Annotated in this window: 14 protein-coding genes; 12 read left to right on the top strand and 2 right to left on the bottom strand. The window is 63.9% G+C overall.

Features of this window, described 5'->3' with window-relative positions; translation table 11 throughout:
* Window positions 1–31 precede the first annotated feature (31 nt).
* From AC1DYW_RS09540 to AC1DYW_RS09525, 4 genes are read left to right on the top strand one after another with little or no spacing between them, the layout of a single operon-like run.
* Entirely contained in the window at window positions 32–2,383 is a 2,352-nt protein-coding gene (locus AC1DYW_RS09540) for a molybdopterin guanine dinucleotide-containing S/N-oxide reductase (protein ID WP_477225964.1), read from the top strand.
* A gap of 12 nt (window positions 2,384–2,395) precedes the next feature.
* Window positions 2,396–3,349 (top strand): ABC transporter permease, encoded by a 954-nt coding sequence (locus AC1DYW_RS09535; protein WP_457152682.1) that lies wholly within the window; start codon window positions 2,396–2,398, stop codon window positions 3,347–3,349.
* Window positions 3,346–4,224 carry an ABC transporter permease gene (locus AC1DYW_RS09530; protein ID WP_477225963.1) on the top strand — a complete coding sequence of 293 codons (879 nt, stop codon included), beginning with the start codon at window positions 3,346–3,348 and terminating at the stop codon, window positions 4,222–4,224. The genes AC1DYW_RS09535 and AC1DYW_RS09530 overlap by 4 nt, the downstream gene beginning before the upstream one ends.
* Window positions 4,217–6,247: a dipeptide ABC transporter ATP-binding protein gene (locus AC1DYW_RS09525; protein WP_477225962.1), complete on the top strand. Its 2,031-nt coding sequence runs from the start codon at window positions 4,217–4,219 to the stop codon at window positions 6,245–6,247. Before AC1DYW_RS09530 ends, AC1DYW_RS09525 begins: the two co-directional genes overlap by 8 nt.
* A gap of 30 nt (window positions 6,248–6,277) precedes the next feature.
* Here AC1DYW_RS09525 and AC1DYW_RS09520 read toward each other — a convergent pair whose 3' ends face one another.
* On the bottom strand, window positions 6,278–7,180 hold the full coding sequence (locus AC1DYW_RS09520) for a LysR family transcriptional regulator (protein ID WP_477225961.1): 903 nt from the start codon (window positions 7,178–7,180) through the stop codon (window positions 6,278–6,280).
* A 113-nt stretch (window positions 7,181–7,293) separates the two neighbouring features.
* On the opposite strand from AC1DYW_RS09520, the gene AC1DYW_RS09515 reads away from it, so the two are divergent.
* The 8 genes from AC1DYW_RS09515 (at window position 7,294) to AC1DYW_RS09480 (ending at window position 16,033) form a co-directional block, all read left to right on the top strand.
* Window positions 7,294–8,949 carry an ABC transporter substrate-binding protein gene (locus tag AC1DYW_RS09515; RefSeq protein WP_477225960.1) on the top strand — a complete coding sequence of 552 codons (1,656 nt, stop codon included), beginning with the start codon at window positions 7,294–7,296 and terminating at the stop codon, window positions 8,947–8,949.
* A 2-nt stretch (window positions 8,950–8,951) separates the two neighbouring features.
* On the top strand, window positions 8,952–9,830 hold the full coding sequence (locus AC1DYW_RS09510; RefSeq protein WP_477225959.1) for a DUF427 domain-containing protein: 879 nt from the start codon (window positions 8,952–8,954) through the stop codon (window positions 9,828–9,830).
* 67 nt (window positions 9,831–9,897) lie between these two features.
* Window positions 9,898–10,662 carry an SDR family oxidoreductase gene (locus AC1DYW_RS09505; protein ID WP_477225958.1) on the top strand — a complete coding sequence of 255 codons (765 nt, stop codon included), beginning with the start codon at window positions 9,898–9,900 and terminating at the stop codon, window positions 10,660–10,662.
* A gap of 249 nt (window positions 10,663–10,911) precedes the next feature.
* Window positions 10,912–11,073 carry a hypothetical protein gene (locus tag AC1DYW_RS09500; RefSeq protein WP_477225957.1) on the top strand — a complete coding sequence of 54 codons (162 nt, stop codon included), beginning with the start codon at window positions 10,912–10,914 and terminating at the stop codon, window positions 11,071–11,073.
* A gap of 26 nt (window positions 11,074–11,099) precedes the next feature.
* Entirely contained in the window at window positions 11,100–12,074 is a 975-nt protein-coding gene (locus AC1DYW_RS09495) for an ABC transporter substrate-binding protein (RefSeq protein WP_477225956.1), read from the top strand.
* Between the two features lie 77 nt (window positions 12,075–12,151).
* Window positions 12,152–13,231: a quaternary amine ABC transporter ATP-binding protein gene (locus AC1DYW_RS09490; protein WP_095088248.1), complete on the top strand. Its 1,080-nt coding sequence runs from the start codon at window positions 12,152–12,154 to the stop codon at window positions 13,229–13,231.
* Complete coding sequence (locus AC1DYW_RS09485) at window positions 13,228–15,210, top strand: ABC transporter permease (RefSeq protein ID WP_477225955.1); 1,983 nt, start codon at window positions 13,228–13,230, stop codon at window positions 15,208–15,210. Before AC1DYW_RS09490 ends, AC1DYW_RS09485 begins: the two co-directional genes overlap by 4 nt.
* 16 nt (window positions 15,211–15,226) lie before the next feature.
* A complete protein-coding gene (locus AC1DYW_RS09480) occupies window positions 15,227–16,033 on the top strand; it encodes a hypothetical protein (protein ID WP_477225954.1) in 807 nt (268 codons plus the stop codon).
* A gap of 15 nt (window positions 16,034–16,048) precedes the next feature.
* Here the strand turns inward: AC1DYW_RS09480 and AC1DYW_RS09475 are convergent, their stop codons facing one another.
* On the bottom strand, window positions 16,049–17,407 hold the full coding sequence (locus AC1DYW_RS09475; protein ID WP_477225953.1) for an NAD(P)-binding domain-containing protein: 1,359 nt from the start codon (window positions 17,405–17,407) through the stop codon (window positions 16,049–16,051).
* Window positions 17,408–17,661 lie beyond the last annotated feature (254 nt).

Raw genomic sequence — 17,661 nt, 5'->3', positions numbered from 1 at the left:
CCCGCGTTGCGGGGCGATTTATCATTGTCCCATGGAGTCCGAGACCCTGCTCACCACCATGCATTGGGGGACTTACGAAGTCCGTGCCGAGAACGGCAGGCTCGTCGGCGTCGAGCCATGGAGCGGCGACCCCGATCCATCGCCGATCGGCAAGTCCATGCTTGGTACGGTACAGGGTGACCTGCGCGTCTCCCGTCCCGCTATCAGGCGTGGCTGGCTGGAGGGGGACAGGTCCAGCGCTAAGGCCGGGCGCGGCAGCGAACCCTTTGTCGAAGTCCCATGGGAAACCGCACTGGATATCGTGGCGGCCGAACTGGACCGAATTCGCGTTGAGCATGGGAATGCCGCGATCTATGCGGGGTCCTACGGATGGGCGAGTGCGGGGCGATTCCACCATGCCCAAAGCCAGGTCCACCGTTTCCTCAACACGATCGGCGGCTACACAAGCTCGGTCCTCAGCTATTCCTATGGCGCTGCCGAGATCATCCTGCCGCACGTGCTTGGCGGGACCGATGGCCTGACGGGCAATCATTCCACCTGGGACGGGATCGAACGGAATAGCGAGTTGATCGTCGCCTTTGGCGGCCTGCCCTGGCGCAATGCGCAGATACAGGGGGGCGGCGCGGCACGTCACGAAGCGTCGGCGGCCTTGCGCAACGCCGTCGGCAACGGCGCCCATCTGATCAGCGTTTCGCCCGTGCGCGACGATGCACCGCGCGGCGTCGAGACCGAATGGCTGCCGCTTCGCCCAAACAGCGACACCGCCTTGATGCTGGCCTTGTGCCATGTCCTCATCACCGAGGCCCGTCATGACGAGGCATTCCTGGCGCGCTACTGCACCGGCTTCGAGGTCGTGCGGGCCTACGTCCAGGGAGAAACAGACGGCCAGCAGAAGAGCCCGGCATGGGCGGCCGCCCTGAGCGGCGTGGCCGAAGACAGGATCATTGCGCTGGCCAGGGAAATGGCGGCCAAGCGCACGATGGTGATGGTGAGCTGGTCGCTGCAGCGCGCCGACCATGGCGAGCAGCCATATTGGGCGGCGATCACGCTTGCCGCTCTGCTGGGCCAAATCGGGTTGCCGGGCGGCGGCCTTGGCTTCGGCTATTCGTCGACAAATGGCGCCGGAAGACCGGAGATGGGATTCCGGTGGCCGTCCGTGCCGCAAGGCAGGAACCAGGTGCCGGATTTCATCCCGGTCGCGCGGATGGCCGACATGCTGCTCGATCCGCGCGGCTCGTTCGACTTCAACGGCGCCGCGCTGGTCTACCCCGACATCAGGCTCGTCTACTGGGCCGGCGGCAATCCGTTCCACCATCACCAGGACCTGAACCGGCTGGTCGAGGCTTGGCGGCGGCCTGAAACGATCATCGTCAACGAGCCCTTCTGGACGGCGACGGCGCGCCATGCCGACATCGTGCTGCCAGTCACCACACCGCTGGAGCGAAACGATCTCGCCTTTTCGAACCGGGAAAACCTCGTCGTCGCCATGAAGCAAGCGATCGACCCGGTTGGAGAAGCCCGCGACGATTATCGGATCTTTGCAGACCTGTCGGCCCGGCTCGGCACCAGCGAAGCCTTCACCGAAGGGCGCGGAGCCAGCGAATGGATCCGGGTGCTTTACGAGCAGGCCAGGGACAATGCGGACGCGGCCGGGGTCGAGATGCCACCCTTCGACCGTTTCTGGCATGACGGCTACGCCGACCTTGCCCGGCAGGTTACGTCGCAGACACTGCTGGGTTCCTTCCGCGCCGATCCCGAGCGGCATCGGCTGGCGACGCCATCGGGCCGCATAGAGCTGTTCTCGCCGACAATCGATTCCTTCGGCTATGACGACTGTCCGGGTCACGCTGTCTGGCGCGAGCCGCGGGAATGGCTGGGCAGCGACCTTGCCAGCAGGTTCCCGCTGCATCTTCTATCCCCGCAGCCGGCGGACAAGCTGCACAGCCAGTACGATCACGGCTCGGTGAGCCGGGCGGGCAAAGTGTCGGGCCGCGCGCCGCTGTGGATCAACCCTGCCGATGCCGCCGCGCGCGGCATCCTGGACGGCGCGGTCGTGCGCGTCTTCAACGATCGCGGTGCGTGCCTCGCGGGCGCCGTGCTGACGGATGGCCTGATTCCGGGCGTCGTCCAGATGCCCACCGGTGCATGGTTCGACCCCTCCTCGCCCGGACAGCCGAACAGTCTGGAAAAGCATGGCAATCCGAATGTGCTGACACCCGACCGGGGGACGTCGCGCCTTGCCCAATCGCCGACCTGCAATTCGACGCTGGTCGAGGTGTCGCGATTTGACGGAGCCGTTCCCCCGGTGACAGCATTCGATCCGCCTGTCACAGTGAGTTTACCCGACGTGTCCGGCATGCCTGGGCCGATGGATCTTACATAAGGAGTCGATGCCATTCTCTCCTTCCTTGCCCGGCGTGTCTCGCTGTCGCTGGTGACGCTGTTCCTGCTCAGCATCATGGTGTTCCTGGGCGGCCAGGTGCTGCCCGGCAATGTCGGGCGCGCCATATTGGGCCCGTTCGCCGACCAGCGCGCCGTCGACGCGCTCAATCACACGCTCGGTGTCGATCGCCCGCTGCTGGCGCAGTACTGGGGCTGGATCTCGAACTTCGTCCAGGGCGACATGGGCACGTCCTACATCTTCCGCTCGCCGGTCGCGCCCTTCGTCATCGATGCACTCGGCAATTCGATGAAGCTGGCGGCGGTCGCCTTCGTGCTGGTGGTGCCGATCGGCATCCTCGGCGGCGTCATCGCGGCGCTCAATCTCAACCGGCCGCTCGACCGCATCATCAGCCTTGGCGGCCTGTCGGTGACGGTGCTGCCGGAATTCGTCACCGGCATCATCCTGATCCTGATTTTCGGCGTCTGGCTGCGCTGGCTGCCGATATCGGCCGCATGGCCGCGCAATGCCGGCTTTTTCACCCAGCTCTATTACCTGATCCTGCCATCGCTGCCGCTGTTCCTGGTGCTGTTCGGCTATATCGCCCGCATGGCCCGTTCAGGCATGATCGAGGCGCTCGATTCCGACTACACACGAACAGCCGTGCTCAAGGGCCTGCCATGGCGCACAGTGATCTGGCGGCATGTGCTGCGCAACGCGCTGTTGCCGACCATCACGGTCATCGCGACGCAGACCGGCTATCTCATCGGCGGCCTCGTCGTGATCGAGACGCTGTTCCGCTACCAGGGCATCGGCTCGCTGATCTTCACCGCGGCGCGCGGCAAGGATTTCCCGATGCTGGAATCGGGAATTCTCACCATCGGCATCGTCTATGCTGTGGCGACGCTCGTCGCCGACTTCCTCTATTCCGTGCTCAATCCGCGTATCCGGCTGGGGTCAGATCAATGAGCGCTGTCCAGACCACCTCCCCCACATCAGACGACACGCGCCGGCGCGGCCCGCTGGCGGAGGTGCTGTTTTCGCTGCTGCGTTCCGGCACCTTCCTGACCGGTTTCGCCATTGTGATGTTCTGGGTTGCCTGCGCCCTGTTCGGCGAGCATTTCGCGCCTTACGACCCGCTCGCCGACGACATCATCAACGCGCTAGCGCCGCCTTCGGCCGAACACTGGTTCGGCACCGACCAGATCGGCCGCGACGTCTTCTCGCGCGTCATCGTCGGCTCGCGCGACATCCTGACCGTCGCCCCGCTGGCAACCTTGCTGGCGACCGTGGCCGGCACGGCACTCGGCCTCATCACCGGCTATTTTCGCGGCCTTGTCGACGATGTCGTCAGCCGCATCCTTGAAGCCTTCATGGCGATCCCGGTGGTCATCGTCGCGCTTTTGGCCATCGTGGCGCTCGGCACATCCAAGACGACGGTCATCGTCGTCATCGGCCTCAGCTTCGCGCCGATCATCGCGCGCACGGTGCGCTCGGCGGTGCTTGCCGAGCGCGAACTCGACTATGTCGCCGCCGCACAGCTCAGGCACGAAAGTGCTGCGCATACGATGTTCGTCGAGATCCTGCCCAACGTCATCCCGCCGATCCTGGTGGAGACCACCGTGCGGCTCGGCTATGCCATTTTCGCGGTCGCCACGCTCTCCTTCATGGGCTTCGGCATCCAGCCGCCCTCGCCCGACTGGGGGCTCTCGATCTCCAACAATTACGGCATGATCGGCGGCGGTTTCTGGTGGACGGTGCTGTTCGACGCACTGGCCATCGCCTCGCTGGTGATTGGCGTCAATTTGGCGGCTGATGGCGTTCACGGAGCGCTCAATGACTAAATCCGCCAAGGCCGAAAACGCTCTCGAACTCAGAGACCTATCGGTCGCCTATCGCGTCGCCGGCCGCAACCGCGCGGTGCTGCGCAACCTCAGCCTCAATATAGGCCAGGGCGAAGCCTACGGGCTGGTCGGCGAGTCCGGTTGCGGCAAATCCACCGTGGCGCTCACCGTCGTGCGCTATCTGCCGCGAAACGGTTCGATCACGGGCGGCGCGATCTCGCTCGACGGCCAGGACGTCATGAAGCTGGATGCCGAGGCGCTCAGGCGGGCGCGGGCCGAAAGCGTCTCCATGGTCTACCAGGATCCGGGCAAGGCGCTGAACCCGTCGATCCGCGTCGGCCGCCAGCTGACCGAGATTTTTGAACTTGGCGGCATAACAGGCAAGACGGCCGAGGATCGTGCGGTCGCCATGCTGAACCGGGTGCGCATCTCCGACCCGACAAGCGTCATGCAGCGCTACCCGCACCAGCTTTCCGGCGGCATGCAGCAGCGCGTGGCGATTGCCATGGCGCTGGCCAACGATCCGTCGATGCTGATCCTCGACGAGCCGACGACCGGCCTCGATGCGACGGTGGAAGCCGAGGTGCTCGACCTGATCGCGCAACTCCGGCAGGAATTGTCGGCCTCGATCCTGTTCATCAGCCACAACCTCGCCGTCGTCGCCAACATGTGCGACCGGGTCGGTGTGCTCTATGCCGGCATGCTGGTGGAGGAAGGGCCGACCGAGGTCGTGTTCAACGATCCGCGCCATCCCTATACGGTGGCACTGCTGCGCTGCCTGCCGCGCGGCGGTCAGCGCAAGGATCAGGGTCGGCTCGACACCATTCCAGGCTTCCTGCCCGGCATCGGCGCCGACATCAAGGGCTGTGCGTTCGCCGACCGTTGCGCGCTCGCCGACGACCGCTGCCGCAGCGAATTGCCGCCGCTCTACGATCTGGGCGGCCGGCTGTCGCGCTGCTTCTATCACGAGAAGGCGCAGGCGTTGCCGCGCGCAACCCCGAGCGATGTCGCGCCCGCGCCAAAGGCGGCAGCCGTGCCGGTGCTGCGCGTCGCCGGGCTGAACAAGACCTATTCCAGCCATGGCCACGCGCTGCGCGCCGTGAAGGACGTTTCGCTCGATTTGCGCCCGGGCGAAACGCTTGGGCTGGTCGGCGAGTCCGGCAGCGGCAAGACGACCTTCGCCAGGCTGCTGCTCGGCCTTGTGCCGCCGGATGACGGCGGCACGATCGTGCTCGAAGGCAAGGCGCTGGCGCCGCGGCTGGAAAACCGCAGCGACGACCAGATCAAGGCGATGCAGATCGTCTTTCAGAATCCGGACTCGGCACTCAACCGCTCGCATTCGATCCGGCACCTAATCGGCCGCGCGCTGAAGCGGCTTGCGGGCTTGAGCGGCAAGGCGCTCGAGGCTCGGCTCAACGACCTCGTCCGTTCAGTCCGGTTGACCGACCGGCATCTTGCCGTCAAGCCACGCCAGCTCTCCGGCGGCCTGAAGCAGCGCGTCGCCATTGCGCGCGCCTTCGCCGGCGACCCGCGCATCGTGGTGTGCGACGAGCCGACCTCGGCGCTCGACGTGTCGGTGCAGGCGGCGATCCTCAACCTGCTGGCCGACCTGCAGTCGAAGGAAGACGTCAGCTACATCTTCATCTCGCATGATCTTGCCGTGGTGCGTTACCTCTCCGACAAGATAGCCGTGCTCTATCTCGGCCGGATCATGGAACTCGGACCGTCGGAAGACGTCTTTTCCGGCCCGCATCATCCCTATACTGAAGCACTGCTGTCGGCCGTGCCCAAGCTCGATCAGACCGAGACAGCGCGCATTCGCCTCGACGGCGAAATCCCCAGCGCCACCAACCCGCCGTCGGGCTGCGTGTTCCACACGCGCTGCCCGCGCAAGATCGGTGCGATCTGCGAGCAGCAGGAACCGCCGCTCAGCGAAGCGCAACCCGGCCACTCGATCCGCTGCCACATCCCCTATGAGGAACTGGCACGGCTGCAGAAGGAAGTGGTGACCGAACCGGCGTAGCGGGCATGGCCATGGATACGGCCTGACCCGTCACAACTGGCCGGTCATGCCCAGGGAACGGTCGCCTTCCGAAAACCCCTGACCTTCCGCCCAATCTCCAGCCAGCGAGCGCAGCCCGGTGAGCGCGACATCCAGGACATCCGACGAGACCGGATTGCTGGGATAGGCAAGGTAGATCGGGCGCTGGAACACCGGCGCGTTGTCGATGCGGCGCATTTCGCCGCGCTCGATATGCGTGCTCACGGCACTGAGCGGCAGGTAGGCCGCCGCCTGCCGAGACAGCACATGCTGCAGCCCGATGAAGACCAGTCCGGCCGAGATAGCCGGCTTGACCATGCCGGCAAAGGCGCGGTCGTGCTCGATGCGGAATTCCAGCCCCCAATCCATGAGAATGTAGTTCTCGGTCCACGGCTTCGTCTGCGCGGCATGCTGAACGAGCACGACCTGGTCGACGGCCAGCGTTTCGTAGACGATGCCTGGATGCGGGCGCGGCAGATAGAGGATGCAGATGTCGAGCAGGCCTTCCGCCAGCTGGTCGATCGCCAGATCCGGGAAACTGCCCTCCAGGCGCAGCGCCACGTTCGGCCGCCTGGCGCGCATCCACTCGACCCACGGCGAGGTGATGCGGTCCCAAAGATAGGCGGGAGCGGTCAGCCGCAGCAGCGTCTCGTAGCCATCGGGAACGGCGATGTCCTGCCGCGATTGTTCCCAGGTGCGGGTGATGGATGAGGCGTGCGGCAGGAACTGCCGGCCGGCCGGCGTCAGCGTCACGCCATCGCGGTCGCGCACGAAAAGCCGGCGCCCCAACTGCTCCTCCAGTCCCCGGATCCGCGCGCTGACGGTGGACTGGGCGAGGTTGAGCCGGCTGGCCGCGACGGTGAAGCTGCCATGGGCGGCAACTTCGAGAAAGCTGCGCAGATTTTCAGTGTCCATGCCTCACCCCTTGCATCGAAAATTTCGATGGCCCCTATCAAAAAATATCGCTTTGCGGCGGCAGTCAACAATGAACTAGATGGCAAACCCCAAGCCAAGCGAGGAATGCAGCCATGCCAAAGCATTTCAGGACGATCGACGCCGCTCGCCGGAATCTCACAGCAATCGAAAATTCCGCTGTCGACGAGTTGTTGGCCGGCAGGATGGGCCGGCGTGATTTCCTGCGCCATGGCAGTGTGCTTGGCCTCTCCCTGCCGTTCCTCGGCAGCTTTGTCGCCGCAGCCGGCCTCGGCACGCAACAGGCCCGCGCCGAGGGCAAGCCGGGCGGCACGGTGCGCGCCGGCGTGGCCACGCCGGGCGGCGCCATCGATCCCGTCACCTATTATGACAGCGGCAGCTACCAGCTGGTTTTCCAGACCGCCGAGTTTCTCTGCATCACCCAGGCGGACCTCACGTTGAAGCCGGTGCTGGCGGAAAGCTGGGCGCCGAACGATGATGGCAGCGTGTGGACCTTCAAGCTGCGCAAAGGCGTGAAATTCCACAATGGCGAAGACTTCAAGGCCGATGACGTCGTCGCGACCTTCGACCGTCTGGCCGATCCGAGCGGCGCCTCGAACGCGCTGTCGGTGTTCAAGGGCCTGCTGTCGAAGGGCGGCACGAGGAAGGTCGACGACCATACCGTCGCCTTCCACCTCGACGCGCCGAACGGCAGCTTTCCCTATTCGGTGTCGATCGACAATTACAACGCCGTCATCCTGCCGGCGAGCTACAAGGGCGACTACGAAAAGACCTTCGAAGGGACCGGACCGTTCCGGCTGGAGACCTACACGCCGAAGGTCGGCGCGACCTTCGTACGCAACCCCGACTATTGGGGCGAGAAGGCGCTGCCGGACCGTCTCGAATTCAAGTTCTACGGCGACGTGCAGCCGCGCATCCTCGCGCTGCAGGCCGGCGAGGTCGACATTCTCGACGCCGTTCCGCTCGACGTCAGCCAGGTCGTGCTGAACAGCCCCGACATCACGGTGCTGCGCGTCGCATCGACCGCGCATCGCCAGCTGCACATGCGCTGCGACACCGGCCCCTTCACCGACAAGCGCGTGCGCCAGGCGCTGGCATTGTGCATCGACCGCTCCAAGCTGGTCGATGGTCTGTGCCGCGGCATGGCGGCGACCGGCAATGACAGCCCGTTCGCGCCTGCCTTCCCGGCGACCGACAAGACGGTGCCGCAACGCGTCCAGGATATCGCCAAGGCCAAGCAACTGCTCGAAGCGGCCGGCGTGGCCAGCGGCTTCGACATCACGCTGACGACGCTGCGTTATTCCGACATTCCCGGCTACGCGCAGCTGTTCCAGAACTTCGCCAAGGAAATCGGCGCCCGCATCGCGCTCAACATCGAGGACCAGGACAAGTACTACGGCAAGGCGGTATTCGGCCAGTCGGACTGGCTGGACAGTCCACTCGGTATCACCGACTACGCGCATCGCAGCGTGCCCAACGTCTTCCTCAAAAGCCCGCTGGTCAGCGACGGCCCTTGGAATGCGGCGCATTTCAAGAGCCCGGCCTATGACGGCATGGTCACCAGCTATCTGAAGGCGCTCGATATTGGCGCACAGCGCAGTGCCGCCTCCGACATCCAGAAACTGCTGCTCGACGAGACGCCGGTCATTTTCAGCTATTTCCCCGACCTGCTGGTGCCAGTGCGCAAGAATGTCAGCGGACTGCCGCCGATCGCCGCCGGGCTGCTGCTCGATCGCGTATCCATAGGCTGATCATGAACGTGATCGCCAAGACCAAGAACCGGGAGAGTACCATTCGCAAGCGTCATCTGCGCGGCCGCGGGCCGCATTTTCCGCTGCTCGACAGCATCACCCAATATGATTTCGAGCCGGGTTATGTCGCCTTCACCATGCCGACGCAGAAGCGGCTGCGGGTGCAGGTCGGGTCGATGATTGTCGCCGACACGGTCAACGCGCTGGTGCTCTACGAGTCCGACCACCTGCCGGTCTATTATTTCCCGATGAGCGACGTGCGCGAAGAATTTCTGTTGCCGAGCACGACGACGACCGAGAGCCCGTTCAAGGGCGTGGCGACCCACTACTCGCTCAACACCGGCGTGACGCTGGTCGAGGACGCGGCCTGGCGCTACGCCGATCCGGTGAAAGGCAGCCCGCCGCTCGCCGACCACATGTCGTTCTACTGGAGCAAGATGGGCCACTGGTTCGAGGAGGACGAGGAGATCTTCGTCCACGCCCGCGATCCGTTCCGCCGCGTCGACTGCCTGCGGTCGTCACGGCGCGTGCAGGTCATTCTCGACGGTGAGCAGGTCGCCGATTCACGCCGTGGCGTGTTCCTGTTCGAGACTGGCCATCCGGTGCGCCACTATCTGCCGATCTCCGATACGCGGCTCGATATGTTTGCGCCCAGCCGCTACATCTCACGCTGCCCCTACAAGGGCATCTCCAACTACTATCACGTGACGACCAAGGCCAAGCGCCACGAGAACCTCGTCTGGTACTATCCAGAGCCGGTGCACGAGTCGGAGCGGATCAAGGGGCTGGTCTGCTTCCACCACGAACTGGTCGACAAGATCCTCGTCGACGGGGTCGAAATCCCGAAGGAAGCCACGGCCGCGTCGGACGGCTATTTCTGAACGATGCAGAGCGCTTGATCGGAGCACGGCTCAGCGCGTACCCTCTCCGAGGCAGGGAGGGCTATCGATGGATCTTTTCAAGCTGGACGGCGATGTCGCGCTGGTCACCGGCGCCGGCAGCGGCATCGGCCAGGCGATCGCGATCGGACTGGCAGAGGCAGGCGCCGACGTCGCCTGTTTCGGCCATGCTTCGAAGGGCGGGTTGGACGAAACCGCTCACCGGATCACGGCGCTCGGCCGCAAGGCGCTAGTGCTGACCGGCACGGTGACATCGCAGAGCGATCTCGCGGCGGCGATCGATCGCGTCGAGAGCGAACTTGGTGCGCTGACCGTCGCCGTCAACAATGCCGGCATTGCCGGTTCGGAACCGACCGAGACGCTGTCTCTGGAGACATGGCAGAAGGTGCACGAGGTCAACGTCGCCGGCGTGTTCCTGTCCTGCCAGGCCGAAGCCCGCAAGATGCTGGCGCGGCGCAAGGGCTCGATCATCAACATCGCCTCGATGTCGGGCACCATCGTCAACCGGGGCCTGACGCAAGCGCACTACAACTCCTCGAAAGCCGCCGTCATCCACATGTCAAAGAGCCTCGCCATGGAGTGGGCCGACCGCGGGCTGCGGGTGAATGTCGTCAGCCCGGGCTACACGCTGACGCCGATGAACAAGCGGCCGGAGGTGGCGGAAGAGGTCAAGATCTTCAAGCGCGACACGCCGATGGGGCGCATGGCGGCGCCGGAGGAAATGGTCGGGCCGACGGTGTTCCTGGCCAGCCGTGCGTCGAGCTTCGTCACCGGCCTCGACCTGATTGTCGATGGCGGCTACGTCTGCTGGTAGGATGGAAGATCTGCCGACCGGGCTCGACTTCGCCTGTAGTCTGAAATTATGCGTCCCGTGGGCGTTAGTCGTTGCGCGACATGAACGTTGGTATATATAATTTCATCCTATGAAACGGTCCTGGCGAGATGGGGCTTGCCGGGCCGACAGCCGAGATCATGGGACCTTGATGGCTCGCACCTTGCAGGGCGCCGCAAGACTGGCAATTGATCCGCAGGTGATCGCTCCCGCAGCGATCCGTCGGCAGCCATGACGCTGACCCTCCAGTCTTATTCGACCATCAGCAGAATTGAGCACCATCTTGCCTGCCTTGGCCAAAGCCAGGGCGACAATTCGGCGCCGACGGCCTTGCGCAACGACCAGCCTTTCCAACACAATCAAGAAAAGCCGCAAGAAGGGAACGAACGATAATTTTCACAGCTTGAAGGAGAACAAGCATGTCATTTCGCAGCCAGATCTCGAAACTGTCGATGGGCGCGGTCGCGCTCGCGTCCCTAAGCCTGCTGACACCTTCCGCCCAAGCCGCAGCACCCGAATCCAACGACCCGATCAAGATCGCGCTGTTCGACTGGACCAGCGTCAACCTGAATGCCAAGATTCTCGGCGGCATACTGGAAAAGCTCGGCTATACCGTCGAATACCCGACCGCGGACTACCTCTCCAGCCTGACCACCGGCCTCACCAATGGCGACCTCGATGTCGGGCTGGAGTTCTGGGACACGACCGCCGGCGAAGCCATGAAAGCCTCCGACGCGACCGGCCAGACCGAACGGCTCGGCAAGCTCGGGCCCAAGGCCAAGGAAGAGTGGTGGTTTCCCGAATACATGAAGGAAAAGTGTCCGGGCCTGCCCAATTGGGAAGCGCTGAAGGACCCGAAATGCGCCGAAGCATTTTCGACGGCGGAGACCGCACCCAAGGGTCGCTATCTCGGCGGCCCGGTGACCTGGGAAGGCTTTGACGACGAGCGTGTCGAGGCGCTGAAACTGCCCTTCACCGTCATCCATGCCGGCACCGACGCGGCGATGTTCGCCGAGTTGGACTCGGCCTACCAGCGCAAGGCGCCGATCATGCTGTGGATCTATTCGCCGCATTGGGCACCGGCCAAGTACAAGGGCGAATGGGTGCAGTTCCCCGAATACACACCCGAATGCTACAATGACCCGAAATGGGGCGTGAACCCGGACGCCAAATATGATTGCGGCAAGCCGCATGGCGAGATCTGGAAGTACTCCTGGTCCGGCATGAAGGACAAATGGCCGGTCGCCTACAAGGTGGCGAAGGCGTATACGATCGACACCGATGAGCTCAACAAGATGAGCGGCGAGATCGACCTCGGCGGCAAGACGCCGGAAGACGTCGCGGCCGCCTGGATCGATGCCCACGAGGCAGATTGGAAAGCCTGGGCGCAGTGATTGTTCCGACTGGAGAGATGAGACCCGGCTGTTGATCGGCCGGGTCTCGATTCCTGATATTCCAGAAGGACGATTGGATGACGGATAGGACTGAACAGGCACCGACACAGCCGGGCAAGGATGCCCGCCCGATAAAGCTCGCCTGCCGCAATGTCTGGAAATTGTTCGGATCGAACGCGGCTAATTTCATCCGCGAGCGCGATGGCAAGGCCAGCATGGCCGACGTCACTGCCGCCGGGCTGGTTGGGGCCGTGCGGGCAGTCGACCTTGAAATCCGCCAGGGCGAGATCTTCATCATCATGGGCCTTTCAGGCTCCGGCAAGTCGACGCTGGTGCGCTGCATGTCGCGGCTGGTCGAGCCGACGCACGGCAAGGTCGAATTCGAAGGCAACGACCTGCTGAAAATCTCGGATGCGGCACTTATCGAATTGCGGCGCCACCGGATGGGCATGGTGTTCCAGAATTTTGCGCTCTTGCCGCATCTCAACGTGCTGGAAAACATCGCCTTTCCGCTCAGCATCCAGGGACAAGACCGGCCGACGCGCGAAGCGCGGGCGCGTGAGGTCATCGAGCTCGTCGGATTGCGTGGCCGCGAACATTTCTACCCGCGCGAGCTTTCCGGCGGCCAGCAGCAGCGTGTCGGCATCGCCCGCAGCCTCGCGACCAAACCGGAAATCTGGTTTCTCGATGAGCCGTTCTCGGCGCTCGACCCATTGATCCGCCGCGAGATGCAGGACGAGTTGATGCGGCTGCAGACCATGCTGCACAAGACCATCGTCTTCATCACCCATGATTTCGACGAAGCGATCCGGCTGGCCGACCGCATCGCCATCATGAAGGACGGCGAGGTCATCCAGATCGGCACGCCGGAAGAGCTGGTGGTCAACCCGGCGACCGACTATGTCGCCGAGTTCACCCGCGACGTCGACCGCGCCAAGGTGATCTCGGCGCGCAGCCTGATGCGCGCCTGCGACGGCACCGAGCATGGCGGAACCGTTGCGCCAGATGCCAAGATCGCAAGCTTTTCAGCGGAGATCGTATCCGCCGGCAAGCCGTTCGCGGTGGTCAACGGCACCGGCAAGCCGATCGGCGAGGTGACGCCGCAAGCGGTGATCGACCTGCTGGCCGGCATCGATCGTTCGAGGGCCGGCGCATGACGGTGACGGCTGGTGCCAGCGAAGCAAGGGCGCGTCCGGTTCAGGTCTGGCTGATCGTCTGGGCCTCGGCGCTTGCCGCCGTGCTTGTCGTGTTCCTGCTGCAGGACAGCCTGCCCTGGGCCGTCAATTATCCCGCCAGTGCAATCGTGCCGGTCGCCGACTGGGTCGGCGCCTTGATGGGCTGGATCAAGTCGAACCTGTCGTGGCTGACGCGCTCGATCACCGCGGTGCTCGGCGTGCCGCTCGACTTCGCGCTCAACCTGCTGGCCAAGAATTTCAAGATCGGTCACGGCGCCGACGCCTATGTCTTGCCGCGCCTATCCTGGGTCGGCGTCTGTGCCGCTACCTTCCTTGCCGGGCATGCCGCCGGTGGCCGGAAGCTCGGCATGCTGGTCGGCGGGTGTTTCCTCTACATCGCACTGTTCGGCCAATGGACCAGCGCCATGCTGACGCTGGCGCTGATCTCCATCGCCGTGCCGTTCTGCATCGTCACCGGCCTGTTCGCCGGCATCTGGGCATGGCGCAAACCATGGGCGGAAAGGCTCATCGTCTCCCCTGCCCTTGACCTGATGCAGACGATCCCGACCTTTGCCTATCTGATCCCGATGCTGCTCCTGTTCGGCAACAGCCCGGTTTCGGCGATGATCGCGACCGCCATATTCGCCACGCCGCCTATGGTACGGGCGACGATGCTCGGCCTGTCGCGGGTGCCGTCCGAGATCGACGATTTCAGCGAGATGGCCGGCTGCACGGCGCGGCAGAAACTGTGGCGGGTGCTTTTGCCCTCGGCGCGGCCGACGCTGATGGTCGGCGTCAACCAGGTGATCATGCTGGCGCTGAACATGGTGATCATCGCTTCGATGATCGGCGCCGGCGGGCTCGGCTACGACGTGCTCTTGGCGCTACGCGCGCTGAAGGTCGGCGAGGCGATGGAAGCCGGTCTCGCCATCGTCGCGCTGGCGATCGCGCTCGACCGGCTGAGCCAGGCGATCGCGCACAAGCAGGCAATGGGCCATGTTCATCGGGAAGTGAGCCCCAGTTTTTGGCGGCGCTATCCCAATTTGACGCTGGCGATCGCCATCCTTGTCGTCACCACGCTGCTCGGCCTGTTCGTGCCGGCCTTCGCGGCGGTGCCGAAGGCGATCACCTTCACCACCGCGCCGCTGTGGAAGGCAGCGGTGAACTGGATCACCATCAACTTCTTCGACACGATCGAGGCGTTTCGCGTGGCGCTGATCCTCAACGTGCTGAACCCGCTGCGCGCCTTCTGCGAAGGCTTTCCGTGGCTGGGCGCGGTGTGCCTGCTCGGCCTTGCCGGCTATCAGCTCTCCGGCCTGCGGCTCGCGGCCCTGGTTGCCGCACTCACCGCTTTCTGCGCCGTCACCGGGCTGTGGGAAAAGACCATGGCGACGGTCTATCTCTGCGGCATCTCGGCCTTTATCGCATGCCTGATCGGCATCCCCATTGGCCTGATGGCCTCACGCAGCGACCGTTTCGAGAAGATCGTCACGCCGATCATCGACACGCTGCAGGTGCTGCCGTCCTTCTGCTTCATCATCCCGGTGGTGATGCTGTTCCGGGTCGGCGACGTCACCGCTATGATCGCCACGGTCGCCTTCGCCGTGGTGCCAGCCATCCGCTACACCAATCACGGCATCAGGCAGGTGCCACCGGCGCTGATCGAGGCGGCAAAAGTGTCGGGCTGCACGCCGCGCCAGACCTTCTTTCGCGTGCAGCTTCCGCTGGCGCTGCCCGAAATCATGCTGGGCGTGAACCAGACGATCCTGATGGCGCTGGCGATGATCATCATCTGCGCCATGGTCGGCACGCGCGACCTCGGCCAGGAAGTGTTCATCGCGCTGTCCAAGGCGGATTCCGGCCGCGGCATCGTCGCCGGCCTTGCCATCGCCTTCATCGGCATCGTCGCCGACAGACTGTTCAACGCCTGGACGGCGAAGGCACGGGCAAGGCTGGGTTAGTCCAATTTGGTGCTGAATGTCTGAGCCAGGCGATCCGCCCTTTACCGTCCTTGTTTTCGACATGGCCAGAACCGGCGAGCCGGACGGCGAACATCTCGTCCCGGGCTTCGGCACGCTGGAGGCGGCTACGGCCTATGCCGTCGCGCGGGTTCGCGCCTCGGTGGAGGAACTGCGCAAGCCCGGCATCACGGCCGCTGAGTTGCGCCAGCTCTGGCATCTCTACGGCGAAGACTGCTCGGTGTTGGGCAATCCGGTGCGCGGCAGCGATCTTCTCGACGAGTTCATCGCAACGCCGGCGACGCCTGCCGAATGCGACTGGCAGGCGCTGGCGCCAAGGCTGCGCCGCTTCCGTGCCTCCCTGTTGATCTCCAACGACAATGACGAGTCGGTCTGGGCCGGAGGCTTTTTCCGCGAGCCGTACAGGCTGTCGGGGCAAGGCCTGCTCGACCGGTTCTGTGACGACGCCATCGCCGCCTTCAATCGCCAGGGCATCGTGCCGTTGGTGCCGGCCAAAATCCTTGTCGCCAATCATTTCGAGCTTCCCGACCCGCCGCATCCGCCACTTGGCGACACACGGCCGCTGAGATCCTGGAAGATCGAGATCGAATTTGTCTGCCACGATGTGAAATTCGGCGCCAACGCCGACGGCATCTTCGCATGGCCCGAAGAGCCTAGCGGACCTGCCCTCGCCGCCATGACATTCCTGCTGATGGCCGACACGCTGGCAGTGCGCGGCGATGGCCCCGACTTTGCCAACACCAGCGACGTGCTGTCGGTCAAGGTGACGGAGACCGACGCTCCGCCCGACTATCCGCTGGATTGAAGCCGGCGCGCCTCGCTACTCCGCCGCGACGCCTTTCACCTCGAGATAGCTCTCCATCGAATCGTCCAGCGCCTGCAGCCAGGGCGTATGGTGCAGCGGCGCCATGGTGCCGGTCATCAGCGAGCGATAGGCGTGGTCGCGGAAGCTCATGATGTCTTCGCCCTTGTGGTGCTCCCACTCCATGAAGGTCTTGTTGACCGCCTCGACGTCGAAGCCGGGATAATCGGTCTGGTCCATCAATTCCTTGGTGTAGTCGCCCTGGAACCAGATCATCTGTTCGGCGTCCTCCAGCGTTTCCTCGCGCGCCCGCCATTTTGCGCCATGCGCGGCCATCGCCTCGGCCGACGGCAATTTGATACGGCCCATAATGACGTCGCGGGCGAACCAGGCCTGCGCGTCGAACATGTTGAAGGTGTAGAACTGATCCTGCATGCCGATGAAGGACAGCTTCGGGTTCTTCTCCCAGACGACGCCCTCATAGAGCCCGTCCGGCCACATGCGGTTGGCGGTCTTGAGCTTCAGATCCTCGGTGAGGAAAGGGAAGGAGTGGAGATAGCCGGTGCACAGGATGATGGCATCGACATCCTTGGTGCTGCCGTCCTTGAAATGGGCGGTCTTGCCGACGACCTTTTGCAGCAGCGGCACCTCTTTCCAGTTCTCCGGCCATTTGAAACCCATCGGCTTCGAACGATAGCTGGAGGTGATCGATTTGGCGCCGTATTTGTAGCACTGCGAACCAATGTCCTCGGCCGAATAGGAGCGGCCGATGATCAGGATGTCCTTGCCCTTGAATTCCATGGCGTCGCGGAAATCATGGCTGTGCAGGATGCGGCCGTTGAAGGTCGAAAACCCCTCGAAATAGGGCACGTTGGGCACCGAGAAATGCCCGGATGCGACGACGACATTGTCGAACTCTTCCGAATAGGTGATGTCGTTGGTGCGGTCATGCGCGGTGACGGTGAATTTCTTCGTCGTCTCGGAGAAGGTCACCATGCGCACCGGGCTGTTGAAGCGCACCCATTTGCGCACGCCGGATTTCTCGACGCGGCCCTTGATGTAATCCCACAGCACGGCGCGCGGCGGATAGGAGCCGATCGGCCGGCCGAAATGCTCCTCGAAGGTGTAGTCGGCGAATTCCAGGCATTCCTTCGGTCCGTTCGACCAGAGGTAGCGGTACATCGAGCCGTGCACGGGATCGCCATGCTCGTCGAGGCCAGTGCGCCAGGTGTAGTTCCACAGGCCGCCCCAGTCGGACTGCTTCTCGAAGCAGACGATCTCGGGAATGTCGGCGCCCTTGTCGGCGGCCGACTTGAAGGCCCTGAGCTGTGCCAGACCGGACGGCCCGGCTCCGATAACGGCAACGCGACTTTTCATTGCAGGCCTCCCGATCTGATTTCGACTTTTTGTTTGACGCAATCCCGGACGGAAAACCGTTTCACACTTTTCCTGGAATTGCTCTTACGAAACAAATTTCACTCACAGGACAGTAATTGGCCCGTTCGTGCTGTCAACAGTTCCTGTGTCGAAACAGCGTTTCGGCTGTGAGGATTTCGCGCAAAACCTCGCGCGACCAAACACCGGATCTGGTGCATGCGCCTTCAGGCGACTTGCCGTCGCGGTTGCGCTCA

This window comes from Mesorhizobium sp. P2_D5, assembly GCF_056404355.1.
This window is presented reverse-complemented; position numbering and strand designations above follow the sequence as displayed.

Bases quoted from the DNA above. Each gene is read 5' to 3' on its own strand.
- AC1DYW_RS09475 (WP_477225953.1), bottom strand. From the start codon at position 17,407: ATGAAAAGTCGCGTTGCCGTTATCGGAGCCGGGCCGTCCGGTCTGGCA.
- AC1DYW_RS09505 (WP_477225958.1), top strand. From the start codon at position 9,898: ATGGATCTTTTCAAGCTGGACGGCGATGTCGCGCTGGTCACCGGCGCC.
- AC1DYW_RS09480 (WP_477225954.1), top strand. From the start codon at position 15,227: ATGTCTGAGCCAGGCGATCCGCCCTTTACCGTCCTTGTTTTCGACATG.
- AC1DYW_RS09520 (WP_477225961.1), bottom strand. From the start codon at position 7,180: ATGGACACTGAAAATCTGCGCAGCTTTCTCGAAGTTGCCGCCCATGGC.
- AC1DYW_RS09490 (WP_095088248.1), top strand. From the start codon at position 12,152: ATGACGGATAGGACTGAACAGGCACCGACACAGCCGGGCAAGGATGCC.
- AC1DYW_RS09500 (WP_477225957.1), top strand. From the start codon at position 10,912: ATGACGCTGACCCTCCAGTCTTATTCGACCATCAGCAGAATTGAGCAC.
- AC1DYW_RS09495 (WP_477225956.1), top strand. From the start codon at position 11,100: ATGTCATTTCGCAGCCAGATCTCGAAACTGTCGATGGGCGCGGTCGCG.
- AC1DYW_RS09525 (WP_477225962.1), top strand. From the start codon at position 4,217: ATGACTAAATCCGCCAAGGCCGAAAACGCTCTCGAACTCAGAGACCTA.
- AC1DYW_RS09515 (WP_477225960.1), top strand. From the start codon at position 7,294: ATGCCAAAGCATTTCAGGACGATCGACGCCGCTCGCCGGAATCTCACA.
- AC1DYW_RS09485 (WP_477225955.1), top strand. From the start codon at position 13,228: ATGACGGTGACGGCTGGTGCCAGCGAAGCAAGGGCGCGTCCGGTTCAG.
- AC1DYW_RS09530 (WP_477225963.1), top strand. From the start codon at position 3,346: ATGAGCGCTGTCCAGACCACCTCCCCCACATCAGACGACACGCGCCGG.
- AC1DYW_RS09540 (WP_477225964.1), top strand. From the start codon at position 32: ATGGAGTCCGAGACCCTGCTCACCACCATGCATTGGGGGACTTACGAA.
- AC1DYW_RS09510 (WP_477225959.1), top strand. From the start codon at position 8,952: ATGAACGTGATCGCCAAGACCAAGAACCGGGAGAGTACCATTCGCAAG.